At 42.2% G+C, this 23576-nt stretch carries 8 protein-coding genes and 4 pseudogenes; 3 read left to right on the top strand and 9 right to left on the bottom strand.

Annotated elements, in window-relative coordinates:
• The first annotated feature begins 14 nt into the window (after positions 1-14).
• The 3 genes and pseudogenes from DXA05_RS11970 to DXA05_RS11960 all read left to right on the top strand — a co-directional run bounded on the left by DXA05_RS11970 (position 15) and on the right by DXA05_RS11960 (position 4861).
• Positions 15-1931, top strand: coding sequence for a sialate O-acetylesterase (locus DXA05_RS11970; protein WP_049701723.1), 1917 nt, complete (start codon positions 15-17; stop codon positions 1929-1931).
• A 7-nt stretch (positions 1932-1938) separates the two neighbouring features.
• Positions 1939-3327, top strand: coding sequence for a glycoside hydrolase family 43 protein (locus DXA05_RS11965; RefSeq protein WP_128859182.1), 1389 nt, complete (start codon positions 1939-1941; stop codon positions 3325-3327).
• 101 nt (positions 3328-3428) lie between these two features.
• Positions 3429-4861, top strand: a pseudogene (locus DXA05_RS11960) (ATP-binding protein).
• A 34-nt stretch (positions 4862-4895) separates the two neighbouring features.
• Here the strand turns inward: DXA05_RS11960 and DXA05_RS11955 are convergent.
• The 9 genes and pseudogenes from DXA05_RS11955 to DXA05_RS11915 all read right to left on the bottom strand — a co-directional run bounded on the left by DXA05_RS11955 (position 4896) and on the right by DXA05_RS11915 (position 23570).
• Entirely contained in the window at positions 4896-8912 is a 4017-nt protein-coding gene (locus DXA05_RS11955) for a two-component regulator propeller domain-containing protein (protein WP_128859181.1), read from the bottom strand.
• Positions 8913-9071: 159 nt separating this feature from the next.
• Positions 9072-11507 carry a glycoside hydrolase family 95 protein gene (locus DXA05_RS11950; protein ID WP_117683183.1) on the bottom strand — a complete coding sequence of 812 codons (2436 nt, stop codon included), beginning with the start codon at positions 11505-11507 and terminating at the stop codon, positions 9072-9074.
• Positions 11508-12209: 702 nt separating this feature from the next.
• Positions 12210-14746 (bottom strand): annotated as a pseudogene (locus tag DXA05_RS11945) (glycosyl hydrolase 115 family protein).
• A 508-nt stretch (positions 14747-15254) separates the two neighbouring features.
• Positions 15255-16069: pseudogene (murQ, locus tag DXA05_RS11940) on the bottom strand (N-acetylmuramic acid 6-phosphate etherase).
• Positions 16070-16109: 40 nt separating this feature from the next.
• On the bottom strand, positions 16110-16946 hold the full coding sequence (locus DXA05_RS11935) for an ATPase (RefSeq protein WP_008024377.1): 837 nt from the start codon (positions 16944-16946) through the stop codon (positions 16110-16112).
• A 13-nt stretch (positions 16947-16959) separates the two neighbouring features.
• A pseudogene (locus DXA05_RS11930) lies at positions 16960-18242 on the bottom strand (MFS transporter).
• Positions 18243-18256: 14 nt separating this feature from the next.
• Positions 18257-19615, bottom strand: coding sequence for a SpoIID/LytB domain-containing protein (locus DXA05_RS11925; RefSeq protein ID WP_128859180.1), 1359 nt, complete (start codon positions 19613-19615; stop codon positions 18257-18259).
• Entirely contained in the window at positions 19612-22077 is a 2466-nt protein-coding gene (locus DXA05_RS11920; RefSeq protein WP_128859179.1) for a DUF4922 domain-containing protein, read from the bottom strand. Before DXA05_RS11920 ends, DXA05_RS11925 begins: the two co-directional genes overlap by 4 nt.
• Positions 22077-23570 (bottom strand): sodium:solute symporter, encoded by a 1494-nt coding sequence (locus DXA05_RS11915; RefSeq protein ID WP_128859178.1) that lies wholly within the window; start codon positions 23568-23570, stop codon positions 22077-22079. Before DXA05_RS11915 ends, DXA05_RS11920 begins: the two co-directional genes overlap by 1 nt.
• Between the last annotated feature and the right edge of the window lie 6 nt (positions 23571-23576).

Genomic DNA, 23576 nt, shown 5'->3' with positions numbered 1-23576 from the left:
AGTTTTGTTACAAGATGAAGAAGATTATATTATTAAGTTGTTTGTTATGTGCAGGCATATTTGCCTTTGCACAAGACCCTAATTTCCATATTTACCTTTGTCTGGGACAATCCAATATGGAAGGAAATGCAAAGATTGAGGCCCAGGATACATGCAATGTCAATGAACGCTTTCTGATGATGGCGGCTGTTGATTGTCCGTCTTTGGGACGCGTCAAAGGACAGTGGTATAAGGCTGTTCCTCCGTTGGTACGTTGCCATACAGGGTTAACACCGGCCGATTATTTCGGACGTACGTTAGTGGAAAGGCTGCCTGATAATATTAAGGTAGGTGTCATCAATGTAGCTGTAGGTGGTTGCAGGATTGAACTGTTTGATGAGGAGAATTGCGAAGAGCATATTGCCTCTCAACCGGAATGGCTGAAAAATACCGCGAAAGCGTATGGTAATAATCCTTACCGTAGACTAAAAGAATTGGCTGTAGAAGCACAGAAAGCCGGTGTGATTAAAGGTATCCTCTTGCATCAAGGCGAGTCTAATACCGGTGATAAAGAGTGGCCTCAAAAAGTAAAGAGAGTCTATGAGAATCTGTTGAGGGATTTGAATCTTCAGGCAAAGGATGTTCCCTTACTGGCAGGAGAAGTGGTACATGCCGACCAGAATGGCAGATGTGCAAGCATGAATGAGATAATCAATACGCTACCGCAAGCGATTCCGACTGCGTACGTGATTCCTTCTTCGGGCTGTTCTGCCGCAGAAGATAATTTGCATTTCACGGCAGAAGGATACAGGAAATTGGGAGTGCGGTATGCCGAGAAACGACTCCTTTTGTTGGAGAAGGAACCAAACTCCGGGATTACTACCGAACCGGCATCCACTAATATTCCGGGATATGACTATCCCCGGGTGGATAAAGAGGGGCGTGCTCATTTTCGTTTCTATGCTCCGCAGGCTACCAAGCTACAAGTGGATTGTTGCGGAAAGAAGTATGATATGTGGAAAGATGCCGGAGGACTCTGGACGGCAACGACCAACCCTCTGCCTGTAGGATTCCATTATTATTTCTTGATAGCAGACGGAGTGTCGGTAACAGATCCTTCCAGCTACACGTTCTTCGGTTGTTGCCGTGTGGCAAGTGGTATCGAAATCCCTGAAGGTGAAGAGGGGGATTATTATCGTCCTCAACAAGTACCTCACGGGCAAGTTCGTTCCTGTACGTATTACTCCGAAATGCAGAAAGAGTTCCGTCGGTGTATGGTATATACGCCGGCAGAGTATGAAACTCATCCGAAGAAGCGCTATCCGGTATTGTATCTGCAACATGGCATGGGTGAAGATGAAACCGGCTGGAGTACGCAGGGAAAGATGAATCATATTATGGACAACTTGATTGCATCCGGTCAGTGTGTGCCGATGCTCGTGGTGATGGATAGCGGTGATGTGGAAGCTCCGTTCCGGCCGCGTCCGGGAAAAGATGTGAACGAGGAGCGGGCTTTGTATGGCGCCACCTTTTATGACGTTATTCTGAAAGACCTGATTCCTATGATAGACCGGACATTCCGTACGAAAACCGACCGCGAACACCGTGCTATGGCAGGACTCTCGTGGGGAGGACATCAGACTTTCAATACGGTTCTGCCTCATCTCGATAAGTTTTCTTATATCGGAAGTTTCAGCGGGGCGATTTTTGGTCTGGATATGAAGACTTGTTTTAACGGAGTGTTTGCGGATGCGGACAAATTCAATAAGAAAGTGAATTATTTCTTTCTCGGCTGTGGCACGGAGGAACAAATGGGAACAAAGAAGATGGTGGATTCACTCCGGAAACTGGGTATCGAGGTTGATTATTATGAATCGCAAGGCACAGCGCATGAATGGCTCACGTGGAGACGTTGCCTGAAAGAATTTGTACCACATTTATTTAAACACTGAAAATAGCATGAAAATGAAATCTACATTTATTGCAGCCACATTGTTGCTCGTTTCGGTTATGACCGAAGGAGGACTGTCGGCACAAAACCCGATTGTGCAAACTTGCTTTACTACAGACCCGGCCCCTATGGTGCACGACGGCACCTTGTATGTGTATACGGGACACGATGAAGACAAAGCGGATTTTTTCTGGATGCAGGAATGGCGTGTATATTCTACCAAAGATATGGTGAACTGGACCGATCACGGCTCTCCTCTTGCCATCGAATCATTCGACTGGGCGGACGACCGTGCCTGGGCAGCACAGTGCATCGAACGTAATGGTAAGTTTTATTGGTATGTCTGCCTGCATTCCAAACTTTCCAATACGATGGCAATCGGTGTGGCGGTAGGCGATTCGCCTGTCGGTCCTTTTAAAGATGCCATCGGCAAACCGCTTCATGACGGGAGCTGGGACTATATTGATCCTACGGTCTTCATTGATGATGACGGTCGTGCTTATCTGTATTGGGGAAATCCGAATATCTATTATGCAGAACTGAATGACGACATGATTTCCTTGAAAGGTGAAGTGGGCAAACTGGAACAAACTGTTGAGAGCTTTGGTGCACCCAATCCGGAAAAGCGTGTCAAAGGTGTTAAGTATAAAGATACTTATACAGAAGGTCCATGGCTTCATAAACGGGAAGGAAAATACTATCTTCTTTATGCTGCCGGAGGTGTACCCGAACATATTGCCTATTCCATGAGTGACGGACCTCTTGGCCCGTGGAAGTATATGGGAGAAATCATGCCTTTACAAGATACGGGTTCGTTTACTAACCATTGTGGAGTGATAGACTATAAAGGCAATTCTTATTTCTTCTATCATACGGGTAAGCTGCCGGGTGGTGGAGGCTTCGGGCGAAGTGCGGCGGTGGAGCAATTTAAGTATAACGCTGACGGCACTTTCCCGATTATTAATGCTACCCGGGAAGGGGTGTCACCGGTAGGTACGCTCAATCCTTACGAAAGGGTGGAAGCTGAAACAATTGCTTTTTCTGAAGGTGTGAAGTCCGAACCAAATGTGAAAACCGGTATATATATATCTGAAATTCATAATGGAGATTATATAAAGGTACGTGAAGTGGATTTCGGCAATAAATCCCCCAAACGGTTCACTGCTACCGTTGCCAGTGCCCTTCGTGGCGGAACACTTGAAGTACGTACAGACAGTATAAGCGGACCATTAATTGCGGAACTGACTATTCCTTCAACGGGAGGTTGGGAATGCTGGAAAACATTGCGGACTGATATTGTAAAACCGGTCACAGGAATACAAGATATTTATTTTGTATTCAAAGGACGTAAAGGCTGCAAACTTTTTAACTTCGACTGGTATAGGTTTAGTAAATAATTACTCTCAAGCTTTGTGAATAAACGAAAGATTCATCATGGTCTTTCGTTTATTTATGTACTTTTGTATATGAATACACTTTTCGGTATTCATATTGATTTATGACACATGATGATATTATAAAAATAACGCAAACGGCGGAAAGTGCTGTATTGGAATTTAAGGAAACGACCGGTCAATTAGAACGTGGTATGGAGACTCTCTGCGCATTCCTTAATGCACGAGGAGGGACTGTGCTATTCGGTGTAAGTGATAGCGGTAGAATCAAAGGACAAGATATAAGCGACAAAACCAAGCGCGACATAGTTGAAGCTATCCGGCGGATTGAACCGACAGCGCCTATTGAAATTTCTTATGTTTCTGTTCTCAATACCGATAAATTCGTCGTGGCTCTCAAGCTGAAGAACTGTCTTATTTACGCCCTTTTACATATAAAAGCCGGGCATATCAACGCATAGAAAGCGTAACTACTGCTATGCCGCAGGAAATGTACAATCAATTGTTGATGCAGCGTGGCGGTGCTTATTGTTGGGAAGCGATGACCAACGTGAACCTGAAAATCGAAAATCTTGATGAAAACGCCATAATGGGTGCAGTAAGAGCCGGCATTCGGAGCGGGCGCTTGCCTGAAGCTACTATACGTGAAGAAATTCCTGCTATCCTCGAAAAGTTCAACTTACTGTATGACGGGAAGTTGAATAATGCCGCCGTCGTGCTTTTTGGAAATAAATTTTATGACTATCCACAATGTCTGTTGAGGTTGGCTCGCTTCAAAGGAACAGGTAAAGAAGAGTTCATTGACAATCAGCGCGTACAAGGTAATATTTATAAGCTACTGGATGCCGCTATGGCTTTCTTCTTCAAACATCTTTCTATTTCTGGCAAAATCGAAGGGCTTTATCGGGAAGAAGAATTAAGTATTCCTTATAAGGCATTGAGAGAGAGTTGTATTAATGCTTTTTGTCATAGAGCATACGGCCATCCGGGTAGTTCGGTCGGAATCGCTATCTATGATGATCGAGTAGAGATTGAAAATACAGGAACTTTTCCTGCTGATGTGACATTGGAGAATTTGTTAAAAGAACATCATTCCAAACCTCAAAATCCGCTTATTGCTAATGTATTGTATAAAAGTGAGATTTTGGAAAGCTGGGGACGGGGTATTGGACTCATGATGAGTGAATGTCGTCGTGTCGGTATTCCTGAACCGGAATTTCATACTGATGGAAGTTTTGTATGGGTGGTGTTCAGATATGAAGAAGAGAACACCAATAAGCATCCGACAAGCATCCGACAAGCACCCGACAAGTACCCGACAAGCACCCGACAAGTAAAGACTCTTGTCGAGTTGATTGGTGAAGATATGTTTTCTGTAAAGGAACTGATGGGATTAATGCAATTGAAAGACCGAGAGAACTTCTTGAACAATTACCTTAATCCGGCAATAGAAGCTGGTCTGGTTGCACCATTGTATCCGGAAAATCCCAAACACCCTAAACAGAAATATCACTTGACGGAAAAAGGAAAAGAATAGTCGGAATAATATAGGTAACTATAATTCTTGAAGATTATTCTTTCTTCCCCAACTGCTCTTTCATATACATTGAAGGCGGCATTCCATACAATTCTTTGAATGTTGTCGAGAAATTATTAGGATCAGTGAATCCTGTTAACATGGCTATCTCGGATATGGTATGCTGTTTTTCGGACAATAAACGAGCGGCTTCTTTTAAACGTATATTACGTATAAAGTCACGGGTTGTCTGGTTGGTGAGCTCCTTGAGTTTCCTGTGAAGATGTACGCGGCTGATACCTACTTCGGTGGTGATTGTCTCTATTGTCAAGTTAGGGTTACCGATGTTTTCATTGATCACTTTCATAATACGTTCCATCAATTTCTCATCGGGTGATTTCACTTCCAGTTTCTGAACCTTGTTCTCCAGATTTTGCTGGCCTGTAAATACTTTGCGTAACTGCTGCCGTGTATTAATCAGATTTTCTACCGTCTTTTGCAGAATTTCGATATTGAATGGCTTCATGATATAGGCGTCGGCTCCTGTATTCAGACCTTCAAGGTTGTCTTCTTCCCTCGTTTTCGCGGTAAGCAAAATGACTGGGATATGGTTGAGATTTACATTCTGCTTGATCTTCCGGCATAAGGTAAGTCCGTCCATTTCGGGCATCATGATGTCACTAATGACTAAATCCGGAGTCTTTTTAAATATTTGCTCTAATGCTTCTTTACCATTACGGCTTTCCATGATATGAAATTTGTCCCCAAACTCCTTCGCTATATAATTTCGGATTTCTTCGTCGTCTTCTACAACTAATACGCGATATTTAGTTTTTACCCTGACTTTCTTTTCTTCCTCATTTTCTATAATGGGAGAGATGACAGGAACAGTTGGTATGGTTACTGTTACCTTTTGCTCATTGTTGTCAACTTCTTCAGGTCGTAGATGCTTGTTACCCAACGGCAGCCGGATAATAAAACGGCAACCCGGTTGTTCTTTATTATTTTCTACATAGATAATTCCATGATGTAATTCCACTAATGAACGAGTAAGATGTAATCCTATTCCTGTTCCGCCTTTCGGATTCTGTTGGCTGTTACGGATCTGATAGAAACGTTCGAAGATATGTTCTTTTTCCTGTTCATCGATGCCTGTTCCGGTATCCGCGATAATTATTTCGGCATATTGTTTCAAGGGATCGGGCAGTGTATTATCTTCTCCCGTACGGATGGTAATATCTATGTTTCCTTTTTCAGGAGTAAACTTGAAGGCATTAGACAGAATATTCAGGATAATCTTATCAAAATTACCTGTGTCTACCCATACATTCAGTTCCCGGAGCGTACTGTGAAGTTGTAGTTGGATATTTTTTGTATTTGCCTGTTGACCGAAAGTTGTACATAAATCTTCTATAAAAGGAATAATATTGGTCTCCCGGAACATCAGGAACATTTGTCCTTTATCAATTTTCCGAATATCCATTAGTTGATTGACAAGATTCAGAATACGTTCCGCATTTCTGTAGATAATATGATATATTTTCAGGCGTTCATTGTTCTCCTCATTCTTAATCAGTTTCTGTAGAGGGCTGATGATTAGAGACATCGGAGTGCGTATTTCATGAGAGATGTTGATAAAGAACTGCAATTTTGCTTCATTGATTTGTTCGGCATGGATATGTTGCAGCATTTCCTGATGCATTCTGTACCGATGTCTGATCTGAAGAATAATGATAAATATAATGGTCAGTAATAATAAGGAGTAGATAACTTTGGCCCACCATGAAGCATACCATGCAGGAGATATAAAGATGGTAATTTCTTTTATATTTGAATACACAGTGTTGTCTTTTGCTCTGATTTTAAAGTTATAGGTACCGGGTTTCAGATTGCTGAATGAGATACGGTTTACACCTTTGGGCAAACTAATCCATTTTTCATCGTTGATAGAATAAAGGTAGTTGATGTGTTCGGGGGCATTTAATTCCAGAGTGGCAAACTCGATACTGAACACATTGTCTTTATGGGATAGATAAAACTCTTTAGCGTTGAATACAGGGCAGTTGATAATATTGTGAATACCGGATTTCATTCCTTTTCTAACCGGATTGTTATGCAGGAAAAAGTCGGTAATCCGGATATTCCATGTTTTTGCCGGATTGATAATGTCTTGCGGATTGAAATAGGTGATACCATTCATTCCGCCAAACCAGATAATACCTTGTTTATCTTTGAAGGAGGCATTCTTGTAGAACTCATTTCCCTGTAATCCGTCGCTGACATAATAATTGATAAATTTGTCGTTTTTCTTTTGGAATTGGGAAATTCCGGCATTGGTGCTTATCCAAAGAAAATCTTTTCCATCTCCTTGTATGGCATATATTGTATTACTGGGCAATCCGTCTGCAGTAGTATAAGTGGTTAGTTCTTTCGTATTTTTATTCCAACCGGATAATCCTTCGGAACTGCCCAACCAGACAACTCCTTCGTCATCTTCAAAGATTGAATAAATAACATTTTGTGAGAGTATCTTATGACTTTGAAAATCAGGACTGTCAAGGTCTATACAGTTGACGCCGTCATAAGTTCCGACATACAGTTTATTATCATCGGAATAGTGCAGGCAACCTATCCATTCGTTGATTAGAGATGTCTGAGATTGTACGGATGTAAATTCTTTCGTTTTCAGGTCATAGTAGAACAAACCGAATCCCATTGTCGCAATCCAGAGACGCTTGTTTTTATCTTCTGCGAAATCATATACACGTTGTATATAGTTGTTGTTCTTATCTACCAGTTTGTACTGGTAATCGCATAATCCTGTCTGTTTGTTCAGTTTTCCCATACCGTTGATAAAGGAGCCAATCCACATATTGTGTTCGGAGTCTTCATACAATTTAATAACAGTTGAGGGAACTGAATGAGGATGGGTGGTGTGTGAGAAATGTTTTGCCGGCTCCAATTTTTCTGTAAGGGCATAAATACCGTCGTTATCCGTTCCCACCCATAGAGTCCCGTTATTATCTTTGCAGAACGAAGTAATGCAACAGGATCCTATGCAATTTTTATCTGTTGATTTATGTCCGATATACTTAAAGCTGTTGGTGCGGGCTGGGATTAATATAACTCCTTTCTGGTAAACTGCTAACCATAAGTTACCCGAATTGTCCTTTAGGATGGAGTGTATTTTCGAGTTCCCCGAATCGAAATAATTATTGTCAAACTTGTATTCGGAGATTTCGTGTGTTCGGATATTATAAATGACTACTCCCTTGCCGTCAGTGCCGATATACAATTCATTGGGTATCCCGGAATAAAGGAAACAAACAGGAAGTTCGCCTTTCTCTTTCAAATCGATTGGAACAAAGGTTTTACGTTCTTTATCGTAAATGAATAGTCCTTTTCGTATACTTCCTACATAGATGTTGCCTCGTTGATCCTCACATATACTTTTGACGTATCCGTTGTCTTTAGACAAGTGTAACGTAAGCTGATTGTCGGGAGTGAGTTGATATACTCCTTCTTCCCCTTTTGCCATCCATACATTTTGTTTTTTATCTTCAAACAGGCTTCCGGGTGAAGTGACTGCAATATCGACTTTCCGGACAGTCAACAGATGGTCTTTGATGTCCAGCTTGCACAACACATTTCCGGATACCCATATCTCTCCGTTTTTTCGCTCGATGAAAGAATTAATGTTGCTTTCAAGCGTTTCTCCGGTATCTTCCAATTTGGCAAGTGGAGTAAAATTGTCCGTGGCCGGATCATACATTTGAATTCCTATATATGTGCCGATAAGCAAATGACCTTTGCTGTCTTCAAAAACAGTACGAACAAAATTGTGGGCTAACGAATGTTCGTTATTGGGCTCATGTTTGTATATGGTAAATTTAGCACCGTCATAACGGTTCAGACCATCTTCTGTTGCAATCCAAATGAAGCCGTTCCGGTCTTGATATATTTGATTAATCAGACTACTGGAGAGCTCTTTGTCAGTAGTGAATAACTTAGGAGATTGCCCGTTGCATAACAAAGAAAACAATAATAATAGAAAAGTCAATACATTTCTCATAGTCAATAGATCGTTGTTGGTAGTACAAAGAAAACTAAAAACCTACATATAACCTAATAAAAGATGAATATTTTCATTAGGCTCCGGGAGTACAATCGGATGTTGTAACATCGTTTGTAAATAATGTAACATGAGAAAAGATTTACCTCTCGTTATGTATTATTGTTTTCCTTCGGTTGTACTTACAATATAGGTTTTACCGGGCTTTGTTTCAATGTCATATTCATAAACCTTCTGCAGTTTGGGAGATTGCGCACTTACCCCTTTGGCTACAAGAGGTCGTTTGATAGGAGTGGTGGCGAATAATCTATTTGAGCACTCTTTCCCGTTTACTTGTTTTAAGCCTTTCCCTTTCAGTGGGACATAAGACCGGATGCGGAGCGTACCGCCTATATTCGATCGGATGATCGCTTTATTTAACACATTGTTTTTCCACTCCATATCGACAGTAAAGTTTCCACGTGCCACCAGCCCCTTCACACTTCCTTCTTCCCATGCATCAGGCAATGCTGGCAATAAATGTACGGCACCGTCATGACTTTGGAGCAACATTTCCGCTACTCCGGCTGTATAACCGAAATTACCGTCAATCTGGAAAGGCGGATGGGCATCCAGCATATTGGGATAGGTACGCCCGTTCGGATATTCTTTAGCCAAGTGATCGTTGGGCAATAGTTGAATCATATTTTTGATAATTTGGAAGGCATGGTTTCCATCCAGCATACGTGCCCAGAAATTGACTTTCCAGCCGATACTCCAACCGGTAGCCTTATCACCGCGTTGAAGCAATGTGTTTCTTGCTGCCTGGAATAACTCGGGATTCGAGTATGGAGAAATTTGATTACTCGGATATAGCCCGTACAAATGTGAAATATGACGGTGCTCGTCCTTGGGATTGTCAACATCTTCCAGCCATTCTTGTAGTTGGTTATGTTTTCCTATTTGCATAGGTGGCAACTTCTCTAGTGTTTGTTTGAGAGAATCTTGGAAAGAGGGGGCTTCGCCTGCGATGTATGAAGCCAATAAGGTATTATACAGCGCATCGAAAGCAATCTGATTGTCCATGGTGCAACCGGCCGTGATAGGTCCGTGTTCCGGCGACACAGAAGGCGACACTACCAACCATTTATACACTGGATGTTCTACCAAGAAATCCATGTAGAACTGCGCTGTTCCTTTCAGGATGGGATAGTACTCTTTCAGGAACTCTTTATTTCCTGTAAAGAGGTAATGTTGCCAGATATGTTGTGCTAACCAGGCTCCCCCACTAGGCCACATGCCGGCTGCAGCAAAGTCTACAACTCCGCAAATTCGCCATAAATCAGTATTATGATGCGCCATCCATCCCCTACAATCATACATGGTTCGGGCTGTTTCTGCTCCTGTGACGGATAAATCTTTCAACATAGAGAATAGCGGACTATGTGTTTCACTTAAATTAGTGACTTCTGCCGGCCAATAGTTCATTTCTGTATTAATGTTGATGGTGTATTTACTATCCCAAGGTGCATGTGTGCTGTTATTCCATATTCCTTGCAGATTAGCCGGTTGTCCACCCGGTTGCGAAGAAGAAATCAGTAAATAACGTCCATAATGGAAAAGTAGAGCTGCCATTGCCATGTCTTCCCCATTTCCGAAGTTTTCAATTCGTTTGGGAGTCTCCAGTTGGGAAGTTTTGCCTGTCGGTAATGTAAGGCGTACACGGTCAAATTGTTTTTTATAATAAGCGATATGGCTTTTGAGAGCTTTTTCGTAAGGTATTTGCATTGCTCTTTTCAGATATTCGCTGGTCCGTCGGGATTCATCGGCGCTGACATCCTGGTAGTTTACGTAGTTGGTTGCTGCCGATATATAAAGGGTGGCTTCTGTTCCTTCATTAATTTGGAGCGTATTTCCTGCCGGGCGGAGAGTGCCATTCGTTTTTACCTGGATTTGACATTCTGCCCGTAGTGCGGCTTTCAAACCTTCCTGCTCCTTCCCTTGACAGGTGACGGTCAGCTGATCATTCTGAACATTCACCTTATGTACTAGAGGGCAGTTATATGCAATAGTAAAGTTCAGTGCGTTTGCTTTACTTGCTTTGATATGCATAATAATGACATTATCAGTAAATGAAGCAAAAGTGGTGCGGGTATAAGTGACGTCATCCACTTGATAACGGGTAGTTGTCGTTGCATTCTCCAGATTCAGATCGCGGTAAAAGCCGGATGCGTTTTGGTGTTCCGGAAATTCCAGGTAAAGACTACCTAATGTCAGATAGCTCATTCCGTGTTGCTGGGTTAAGAAGTTGGCGTCAATGAGTCTTTGCGCTTCCTTGTTTCTCCCTTCAAAAATCAGTTTGCGTACAATCGGTAGCACATGTACGGCATTCGGGTTATTATTATTGTATGGAGAACCTGCCCAAAATGTTTCTTCGTTGAGTTGTAGTTCTTCGCGTTCGATTCCGCCATATACCATGGCTCCAAGACGGGAGTTGCCAATAGGGAGAGCTTCCGACCAATTTTGTGCAGGTTGACTATACCACAGTTTCAGGTCCTGTCCTGAAACAAGGTTGCTTATTAATAGGAATAATACAAAAAAAGTGTTTCTGTTCATATTGTATGGATTTGTAGCAAAGGTAGCTCATTTACCAATACAAAAGGCAAAAAACTGTTTCTGAAATCTACCTTGGAAGTAACTTCTTTCCATATTTATGTTACTAATATATATGTTGTATGTTCCAAATGATAAAATAATAACTGCCGGTTTCTTTTTGATTTATTATCAGCCTTGCCCTCTTGTCATATAGCTTATTTGCAGGCTGATTAAGTGGGAGGTATAAAAAGAGAAGCTGGTATAGTTGCGTTGGGATGCCGGTATCGTTCCATTAAAGTACCGGTATCATTAATTTCCCACGCGTGACAAGATCTTCCCACGCGTGGTAGGAAGACTCTTCACGGCTGTGGGAAGAAGCTACCACGGCGTGAAGAATTAAGTATACCGGTATCCTGATCGAACAATAGTTATTGAATGATATAAGTATGCCGGTTGTATGACGGATGTTTAATGGAGGCTTTTCTTGAAAAGTAAGTAAAGCTGGATAGGAGATATGGGAGAGCAAAATCATAAAATAATAGGCTGACAATAAAACTTATAAAATGTTATTGTCAGCCTATTGTCAGGGCTTATTGTCAGCATCTAATGGATTGAAAATCATTTATCTAATGAATAGGAATGACGGCTGACAATAAGAACTGCAAAATTTATATGTAAATATAATCAGTGTGTAGTAATTGACTTGTTTCTACATGGATCTTTTTATCTATTATCTCTCTTGCTTTTCGATTCATTCATAAACAGATAAGATTTCTTGTAGCCTCCGTAGTCTACAACCAACTTTTCCAGCACGATGCCCGGATCAAGAGGTTTGAAAATTAGTGTCTGCATGCCGTCTGATGTATTCGGCACATTCAGTTTGACCTTTTTCTCGACGATACGTCTTGCAACTGTCGGATAGTATATGCTATACACATTTTCGGGAAGTTCATTCAAATTCTGATTGAAATTGATAGTCTGTTCCTTCGCCCCTTCGAATCCGATACTGTACTCATGTCCTTTCCGGTCGTGGAAAGCAAGAGTCGATTTCACTATCACGTGAACAGTCACTTTGTCGACTCCTTTAGGCAATTTTATTTTGTAGGAGATAGAAGCTCCGTCGGTCGGCTGGGTATAAGGCATCAGAGCCATGCCGCTAAGGGTTCGTCCCATGTAGGGGATCACTGTCCATTCCGTACTTGGTGCTGCTTTAGTGCTGTAATAGTGTTCGGCTTCCATAGCTACATATCCGTCTTGTCCGGTGAAGACGTATCCGCCGACAGCCTTTTCCGGATGCTTGATTCGGTAGGTTTGTGGTAGTGTATCAGCGGGGAAATTATCATTCCATGAGGTATAACCGATATGTTTCTGAATCATCATGTTCTTCCATTTACCGCCGGACATAACATTGTTATAATCGTCACTCAATGCTTTATCCCGTGCAAAAGCCTGTTCCACTTTATCTGCCCATTCGTTAGTTTGCGGATTGTTTTCTTTGTACAATTTATGGTTCATGGCTTGTGCATAATACATCTCGTACAGGTTTGCATGGCTTGAACAGGGAAGAGGATTAATTGCTTGTAGGCATCTTTATATTCTGATTTCAATGATATGTATTGTCTCAAAGCTTCCGCTTCCAGTTTCAGATATTCATCAGATACTTGTTTCCATTCGCCGGTCTCCAGGTTATAAGTATTCCGGTCGAGCATTTCTCCCGTTACGCGACCGTTATATTTGCTGTACAGGTTTAAGATTCGCATAGCTTCATCCGCTTGATCTTCGCCAAACTGCTGTGCGCAGAAACGACGGGGATGGTCCAGCAAGTTGGAGACGTTGAATTGCTTGGGATTCCATGCCATATCCATGAAGAGCGTGATCGGATATTCCATTGGTTTCAAATCGCCTACATTCAGTATCCACAGCTTTTCTACTCCGTAATCGTATGTGAGTTGAAGTTGCTCCCACATATTTTGTATAGGGGTTACGTTCAGCCATTTGGAGTTTCTCGGAGCACCTACGTAGTCTACATGGTAATACATGCCCCAACCGCCCGGATGCTTACGTTCCTTGGCATTTGGCAGACGGCATACATTGCCCCAATTGTCATCACATAATAGCATGATAACATCATCGGGCACACGCATACCTTTATCATAGTAATCCAGTACTTCTTTGTATAGTGCCCAGACTTGCGGGGTTTCTTTGGCAGGACGTTTAGTCACCTTTTCAATAATTCTGCGTTGGTTCTTTACTATGTCTTCCAGTAGTTTCACGTTGGTGTTTTCGCTCATGGCTGCGTCACCGTCTCCGCGCATACCGATGGTTACGATATCTTCTGTGCCCTGCATCCGTTCGATACCTTCACGGAAAAACTGATCGATCACTTTTTTGTTAGTTGTATAATCCCATGCACCATATTCTTTGCGCTTGCGTGACCATTCCTGATGGTTGCGTGCCATCGGTTCGTGGTGGGACGTGCCGATAATGACTCCCATTTCATCAGCAGTCTTACTATTCTCCGGGTCGTCTGCATAGAAAGCCCAACTCCACATGGCAGGCCAAAGAAAATTACCTTTCAGGCGTAATATCAGTTCGTAAACTTGTGTATAAAAACGGTGGTCACCGTAGTTTGTGCCGTAGGTTTGTTTTACCCAACCAGTCAGACAGGGCGCTTCATCATTCAGGAAGATACCGCGGTAGGTCACCGCAGGTTCTCCGTCTGTATACTGTCCCGGCTTTACATATACATTCTGTTGCTTTCGGATAGGGACGTCTGCCCACCAATACCAGGGAGATACCCCCATTTGTTCGGAAAGTTCATAGATACCATAGATCGTACCGCGTCTGTCGCTGCCGATGATAACCACTGCTTCATCTACTCCTTCACAGGGATTAGTGACAACTTGCAGGATATATTTCTCATTTTTCCCTTCCAGCTCTTTTTTATCTATTTTGTTTGCAGCTATCAGTTTTTTTACAAAAGGAGTATTATAGGTACCTACAATGACACATCGCTTGGCTTTTGCGCTTGTCAGCGACTCGGGCTTCGTTCCGCATATTTGTAGGATGTCTTGCCTGAGATTGTCGACAGCTATCAATACCCCTTTGTTTTCGGAAGGGTCCACATATACCGGACAAGGAACTCCTTGGGATATCAACGGAAAATGATTATCGGTCGGTGTGAATACTACGAATTGTTCAGCGGCAAATGCTGCTATACTCATAACAGAGAGGTAGAAGAATAGAAATAATCTTTTCATGGTTTCAATATTTAATAATTTGTTGTTAATCATTGATCTTACGTTTCACTGTAACCGGATATTCTACTTTGTAGATAATTGGTAATTGAAAAGTATATAACAGCAGGCTCAAAATGATGCAAATATCCTTCTTCATAAATACTATATTTAATGAAATTATCTTCTTTGTGTCTTTAATTCCAAAAATGGTTTATTTTTTGTCTGTACTGTGACACGATGCAAAGATAGTTGGTATTGATAAGAACGGGCTTTGGGTATGTTTCAATTATTTATACTGTTGATACCAATTTGCTTTTTCTTGAAGTTTTTTCTTCGGAGATAAAATGAAGAAGTGTGAACAAACCGGTTTGTTCAATAAATGTTTTTGATTTTGTTTCAAAATCTTTTTGTATTGTATCTATGAGGCTGTCGGATGAATAATGATGGTTAATGTGTCATATTCCGTATTAATAAGATTGGTATGTGATGCGTATAATATAAGTTGGTTAAACAAGAGTAAGTAGAGATTTTAATGATCTTGAGAATATCGGTAAGCGTCAATTGCATTCTTAACCGAACCATGTAACAGTAACAATTTTTGTGCATGGTCATGATTTAATCCTAGTTCCTCCATAATCATCCTGGTGCCTCTTTCTACCAGTTTATGATTACTAAGCTGCATATTTACCATCTTATTTCCTTTCACCCGTCCAAGTTGAATCATCACCGACGTACTAATCATATTCAGAATCATTTTCTGTCCGGTGCCTGATTTCATCCGGGAACTGCCTGTCACATATTCCGGCCCTACAATCATTTCGATGGCGACATCCGCTTCTGCTGCCATTGGAGAATCGGGATTACTGGTGATACAACCTGTCAGGACACCGTGTTTACGGGCTTCCCGTAAAGCACCGATTACGTACGGGGTAGTGCCGGAAGCGGCAATGCCGATAACGGTGTCTTTTTCGTTGATCTGGTGTTCGACGAGTTCTTCCCAACCTCGATTTTCATCATCTTCGGCTCCTTCTACCGGATTGCGCAGGGCTGTATCGCTCCTGCAATCAGTCCGATAATCCAGTTGGGAGACATTCCGAAAGTAGGAGGGATTTCGGAAGCATCCAATACTCCCAGGCGACCGCTTGTGCCGGCCCCCATATAAAAGATGCGTCCGCCTTGTTTCATGCGGGGTACAATCTGATTGACAAGCTCTTCAATTTGTGGAATAGCCTTTTGTACGGCTAACGCTACTTTCTGATCTTCCTGGTTGATATCTTCTAAGATCTCTCGCACAGATTTCTTTTCCAGATGATCGTAAAAGGACGGTTGTTCGGTTATCTGCATTTTTATAATTACTGGTTATAAATTACAATAGGTAAAAGAATTATTGTTGATGGTATTGAATCAGCCCTTCCATCGGACTTTGAAGAATCTTACCGATCTGAATACCTGTTGTTTGCGCAGCCTCCTGCAAAATCTCCTTGTAACAGTGAGCTACGGAACCAATAAAATGTACTGGATATTGCTTATAATCATATTGCATCACGTTTCTGCGGAGAAAAGCGATAAAGCTGTTGAGTACTAGTGAACGGATAGCCGGTTCTTCCAAGTGCTGTGCAAGGAAAGGGGAGAGACTAGCCAGAAAACGGTTCGGAAAGGGTTGGCGGTAAACGCGGTCGATGATTTCGGGGGCCGTCAGGTCGAACTGTTTTAAGAAAGCTTCTTTGATGGCGGGTGGAAGCTGGTTTTTCAGTACATCGCCTACCAGTAGTTTTCCTAAGACTGCGCCGCTTCCTTCATCTCCCAGGATGAATCCAAGAGGGGAGATGTTGTTGACAATCTCTTCACCGTTGTAGAAACAGGAATTGGAACCTGTGCCGAGGATGCAGGCAATCCCTGCTTCATGTCCGCATAGTCCGCGGGCAGCGGCAAGCATATCCGAGTTGGCTTTGATATTTCCGATGACAGGCAGGCTGTCGGCGATGGCCCGCCGGAGGACGGGAGCCTTTTCGGGAGTGCAGCCTGCACCATAAAAAAAGACGGAGTTGATCGTTCCTTCCGGTAGTTGTGGCAGAAGGGAATGTGTCAGCTCTTGTTGAATTTCTTCTTCTGATTGGAAGAAGGGATTAATTCCCTTCGTTCCCATTCGTTTGATTGGGGTGTCGTTGAAAACGATGCACCAGTCGGTTTTTGTAGAACCACTATCTGCAATGAGTATCATATCTTTGAGTTTTTTATTGTTTCTTTCCGAAAGAATCCTCCAGTCGGTTGCGAATCATTAATGAGGCGACGATACCGGGTAGGGTACAAATACAAACCCAGATAAAGAAGTTTGTGTATCCGAGATGTTCCTGTATCCATCCGGCAGGCATACCGGGAATCATCATGCCTAGTGCCATAAATCCGGTTCCGATAGCATAGTGCGCCGTTTTGTGTTCACCTTCTGCTATATAAATCAGATATAGCATATAAGCGGTAAAACCGAAACCATACCCCAACTGTTCGATCGCTACACAAATGGCTATAAATATAGGATTGTCCGGGGTGGCGGCAGCCATCCATACATATAATAGATCGGGAATGTTGATGCTAATGCCATGGGTAATATCCATTTCTTGAATCCGTCACGGGAAACGAGGAAACCACTAATGATTCCACCGAGCAATAAAGCTATGACACCTATCGTGCCGTAGATCATTCCGACAGTTGCTGTGGATAAACCCAGTCCACCTTTATCGGTCGTGTCGAGCAGGAAAGGAGAAGCTATTTTGGCTAACTGTGATTCTCCCAACCGGTAGGTGAGGAGGAAAAAGAACATGAGACCGAGGTTCTTTTTCTGAAAGAATGTGACAAAGGTCAGGAGGAAATCTCCCAACAACTTACCCGGTGTGAGTCCGGGACGTTTAATGTCCGAATCAGGATGGGGGAGGATAAGCCGATGATAGATAGTAAGAGTCAGAAATAATCCGGCAAGGAGGTAGAATGTAATACTCCATGCTAAGGGAATATTGTTCTGTGATGTTTCCAGCCATCCTGCCAGCATGACTAGAATTCCCTGCCCGAAAATATTGGCAAGCCGATAAAACGTATTTCGAATACCGACAAAGAAAGATTGTTCTTTATTATTGAGCCCGAGCATATAGAAACCGTCTGCAGCGATGTCATGCGTAGCGGAACTGAACGCCAACAACCAGAAAAAAGCAAGAGTCAACTGTACATAATGAGCCGTCGGAATAAAGAAGGCTATCCCTGCAAATCCGGCAGCGATGAAACCTTGCATGGCAATAATCCAGGCGCGTTTCGTTTTCACCAGGTCGACGAAAGGACTCCATAGCGGTTTGATAGTCCAGGGAAGATAGAGCCAGGAAGTATATAAGGCTATTTCCGTATTGGATAATCCCAAACGCTTGTACATGATAACAGCAATCGTCATTACCGCTACGTATGGCAGCCCTTCTGCGAAGTAGAGGGTGGGTATCCAGCTCCAGGGATTTCTTTTTGTAGTGGGTGTTGTCATGGTATTATTCTTTTTTATTGATATTGTTTTTCGAGTGTACTGCCGGGGTAATAGTGAGACAGTATTTCTTCATATTTGTAACCTTGCTCTCCCATTACGGCAGCACCAATCTGGCAAAGTCCTACTCCATGCCCCCATCCGGCTCCGGTAAGGATGAATCGTGAAGGGATTTTATCCTCTTTATGTCCTTTTTCCTCATATTCCTTGTCTACTACGAAGGCGGAACTATACAGATGAGAAGTAGATAAGGTACGGCGTATTTCCAACTCTTTTCCAATGATGAGTGTCTGTAAGGTTCCTACAATCTTTAGTCGGACAAGACGTCCGGATGTTCCCCGTTCTATAGGAATTAAATCCAGAATTTGTCCGAAGTCAATTCCCGAACGTTGATGAATCAGTGTTGAAAGTTCTTGTTGGGTATAACTGACTTTCCAACGATAGAAGTCTGCTGTTTCCTGATCGTAGTTGTTTAGTACTTGGCTTAGAATTTTCTTATCCTGCGTATTACAAAAAGCAACAGGTGAGGTACGTATCCATTTATCAGCTTCCGCCTCTATGTTCAAATCGGGAAGTTGTTTTTCAGTCTTGCTATCCCGTTGTCTGATTAGATAAGGATGCTTTACGTTTTCCCAACAATTTTGGAACTCTTCAAAAGCTCCGCCACAACATTTAGAGAAACGGGCATCACAAATCGCTCCTTTATACATCAGCACTTCCCCCCGCGTGGCGGAGACTGCTTCGATGGCTTGTGGTGTTGAGGCTCGTGTAATTCCCTGATAACGCTGGCAATGATCATCGGCACATACATCGAAATTTCTATGTGCTTCATGGTCATACCACTTAATAAATGAAGAATTAGGAATGAAGAATGAAGAATTGGCTGCGCTGTCTTTTTGCAAAGTTCTTTTAAATTCTTCATTCTTCATTCTTAATTCTTTATTTTTTTCGAGTAACCAGCTTCGGGAGATGACGGCGTGAGCCTTTAGTAGCTCTAAAGAAGCTGTTGCGCTCATTTCGGATGAAATTACACTGGTAAGATATTCTTCAATGGAAATCACATTGATGGCGGTTAGTTGTTCTCCTTCGATGATAATCTTTAATTCCCCTTTGAATTTCTGGACTTCTTTGCGTTCCCAATGGAAGTTGATTCCGATGGTTACATCTTTCAGTTCAAAGAAAGCATGTGCACCTTGTTGGGGAGTGAAAGATAATTCATTATATTCTTTCCCTTGCCAATGAATCTTCCTATCCTGATAAATAACTTTCTGTGTCCCGGAAATTTCCGTTCCGACAGAAGAATTAAATTTTTCCGGGAAAGAGAATTCAATCTCTTTCCCGGAAAGAATGCCAACTGCTATTTGAGGCTCTGTCATAAGGCGGCTTTAATGCGTTCTATTATTTCTTGTAGCTTTTCTTTAGATATCGATACTTCCCGATAGATATCATATACCTTTTCAGGAGTCAGTTTCTCCATATCCTCTTCACGTACTATAGGGAATATGCCGTTCATTTCAGCAATAGCAGGACTGATGAGAATTTGTTCGTCTCCTTTTGCGTAATAGCAGTCAGGACGATGTTTGCTGCGTAAGAAGATAATACAATTGTAAGGGTGTTCGGCCACTGATTCAAATTCTTCTTCGTAGCGCTCTCTAAAATCCTCTTTGGTGCGTTCCAAACCATACCAGGCAAGAATATTCATCATTGGTTCTTTTCCGTTATTATTGGCAGCTAAGATGTCGTAAATCAGATGAAAGGTTTTCGACATTGTTTTCTTATTTTTCGCCTGAATCCTGATGAAACTGTACGGGAAATCTTCATAACTAATTCGCACCTTGTCGTTATCTATTAAATCTATGTGATCGTAATATGATCCCTGCATACTTTCCTCTTTACTGCAAGCTTGAAAATGGGCATGATCGGGAGCGGAAGCTCCACATTCCGGTCCATTATACAAAAGGAAGTATTCTTCCATAATGTCGGTGAATTCTATCATATCTTTAAAACGCCCGACTATGGATTGTGACTTGTGTTCCTTATCTACAATTGTAAAGTGGTGTTTAAATATGGGATAGGGATTAACCAGTATCTGATAATTCCTGTAACTGATGAACTCTTGTTCCTGCGGTCGGTTTGTTTGGCAGAGGAAGCAAGGCCGTGAGTGAATGGAGGCAGTATCTGTCTGTGCGGTAGCCGAAAGAATACGTTTCGGATTAAAGAATAGTTTCGCACTTAAACAATTGTTACCAAACCATTTGGATATTTTTTTTGTTCGTGACCGATACTGTTCCAGTGCTTGGTAATTTTCTTTGGCTAGTTCCCAAGAAAGAGTTTGCTTTTGGAATAACTGTTCGATACTTTGCTGAATTTTCTCTAATGTCGTTTTTTGTTGCAGGATGCGCTGTTCCAATTCCCACGTACGAAGCCGGTCTTTATATAGATTATTCTGGTTGATTTTCTCAACAGGCAGTGCAGCATCCGAGTTGCCTTCCCAACGGCGACAAAGGTAAATCACGTCGTATATTCTGCCTATCTGATAATCGTGTGAAATTTTCAATCCAAGGGCATAATCTTCTCCATAGCTTGTGTTCGGGACTTTGATTTCCCGAAGAATGGGCGTGTAGAATGCACGGGGAGCTCCCAGACCGTTGATACGTAATGCATTATTTCGTCCGTTGTCGGGCGTCCATTCCTTATGATCGATGATGCCGGGGGCAATTTCCTGCATATCAAAGTTAGTCATCATATAAGTGCCGATTACCATTGCACATTTCTGTTTATAGAAAGTATCAATGATGATTTGCAGGCTATGTTCGTCTTTATACACGTCATCGCTATCAAGTTGGACGGCAAACTTTCCACATTTCTCGTGATGGATACCTATGTTCCAACATCCGCCTATACCGAGGTCATTTCTTTCGGGAATGACGTGAATCAGGCGCTTGTTCGAACTAAGTTCACGGAGAACTTCACTGGTCCCGTCTGTCGAATGATTGTCGATGACAATGACATTGAACGGAAAGGTCGTTTGCTGGTTCAGTGCCGAGCGTACGGCATCTTTGACTGTACGAATACGGTTGCGTACGGGTATAATGACAGAAGCTTCATACTCAAAAGTGTGGGAAGAAAAGTCTACAGGACGGAAGATAGGATAAAGATATCCGCCAATTTCCTTCAAATGGTTGGTGCATGCCTGTTCCATTTCGATCTGTACCTGACGGTTTTTAGGGTCTACATAATCGAACTGCTTCTCACCGCTTTTCCGCTTGTCACTTTCTACTTCGGTATATAGATATTCGTTGATATGTACCAGTTTGCTCTTTTGGGATATTTTGAGTCTCAAATCATACAAGCCTGCATATTGATATTCCTCTTCCGTATTTTCTATAACTTCCTTGAATGCGTTGGCATTGAACAGTAAAACCGAGCCGAAATTGAAGTCGTCACGCAGGCTACCGGGTTGGTAATCAATGACCGGAGCTGTTTTTTGCACACCGTCTATCTGTTGGTAATGGTCTGCATATACCATGCCAGCTTGGGTCATTTCCATTACTTGAACCATTCTTTCAAGAGCGAACATGCCTATTTTTAGTGCAGTGTATTTGGTATAGAGCAAGGTATATGTTTTATCAGAATGTTCTGCAATAGCTCGCATCGCTTGTGTAGACTGCATTTTCTCTACAGAGATGAGTTCGCATCCGGGAATACAGACATTGGTAATTGGCGATGCTAATAAATAAATTTTGTCTACCAGCGTCGATGCACGTAACTCCTTAACTGTTTGCATAGTTTCTTCCAACCGGCTGAAAGGAAGAAAACAGTTGATTGTTGTTTTCATTATTTTACTTCTTGTTTTGTAGTATGAGTTGTGTAAGATGTTTCTTTGTCTTGTTTTTTGATGAACAAACAAAGTCCAAGGAATGTGAACAGGGCATTGATTATCAACAACTCGTAACTAATTTGGTAACCGTTGAGCCATGCTTCCGAATTTCTTTGCAGGATATAGCAAAGAATAGGAGAAGCGATAGCTACCAACGGAATATATTTATCATAAACTTGTTTCTTGGTGAAGATGCCGAAAGCGAACAGTCCTAAGATAGGGCCATACGTATAACTGGCCAATGTGTAAATCGCATCAATCACATTGGTGTTGTTCAGCAGATTGAATACGAAAATGACTGCTCCCATCACAACTGCCATACCGATATGTACATGTTTGCGTATTTGGCTAAGTGCCGCCTCTCCTTTTTTCTGTGCATGTAAAATATCTACAGTAAAGGAAGTGGTCAGTGCCGTCAAGGCAGAACCCGCTGCAGAATAGGCGGAGGCTATCAGTCCGATAATGAATAATATTCCGACTATGCCGGGAAAATAATTTCCGGTAGCAATCATCGGAAACAACTCGTCGCTTTTTTCCGGATTCCCAATGCCTTGTTGTGCTGTAAACGTATATAATAGTACTCCCAGCATCAGAAAAAGCAGAATGACAAAGAATTGTGAGATACCGCTTGTAATCATATTCTTTTGAGAATCCCGGAAATTCTTGCAACTAAGATTGCGTTGCATCATATCCTGGTCGAGCCCGTTCATGGCAATGACAGTGAACACTCCTGCCAGGAACTGTTTGAAGAAATAGCGTTTGTCGTTCACGTCGTCAAAAAAGAATGTCTTGGAAAAGTCACTATCTGATATGGTAGTAGCCAGGCCGCTAAAGTTGAGGTGCAAGTTGGAGGCTATATAATAGATACATAGTACCACAGAGACTACCAGGCAGAATGTTTTCAATACATCCGTCCAAATCAATGATTTCACTCCGCCCCGGAAAGTATAGAGCCATACTATAAATACGGTAAGCATGACATTCAACAGGAAAGGAAGATGGAAAGGCTCGAAGATCAGCAGTTGCAGCGTCAGGCATACCAGAAATAGTCGAACGGCAGCTCCCAGCATCTTTGAGATAAAGAAGAACCATGCTCCTGTTTTATAGGATGAAGCTCCGAATCTGTTCTCCAAATATTCATAGATAGAAACCAGATTCATCCGATAGAACAGTGGAACAAGCACAAAGGCGATAATAAACTGTCCGACTATAAAGCCGAGTACCATTTGCAGATAAGAGAAACTACTGGCTTGTACCATGCCCGGAACAGATACAAAAGTAACTCCCGAAATGGTGGAACCAATCATGGCAAAAGCAACAACATACCATGCCGATTTACGGTTTCCTACGAAGAACCCTTCATTGTCAGCTTTGCGTCCTGCTATATAAGAGATAGTGAACAGGATTATAAAGTATGCCACAATAGTGATAGATATAACGGCTGGACTCATATCTGC

Source organism: Bacteroides sp. AM54-2NS (assembly GCF_003602935.1).
GTDB lineage: Bacteria > Bacteroidota > Bacteroidia > Bacteroidales > Bacteroidaceae > Bacteroides > Bacteroides xylanisolvens.
This window is presented reverse-complemented; position numbering and strand designations above follow the sequence as displayed.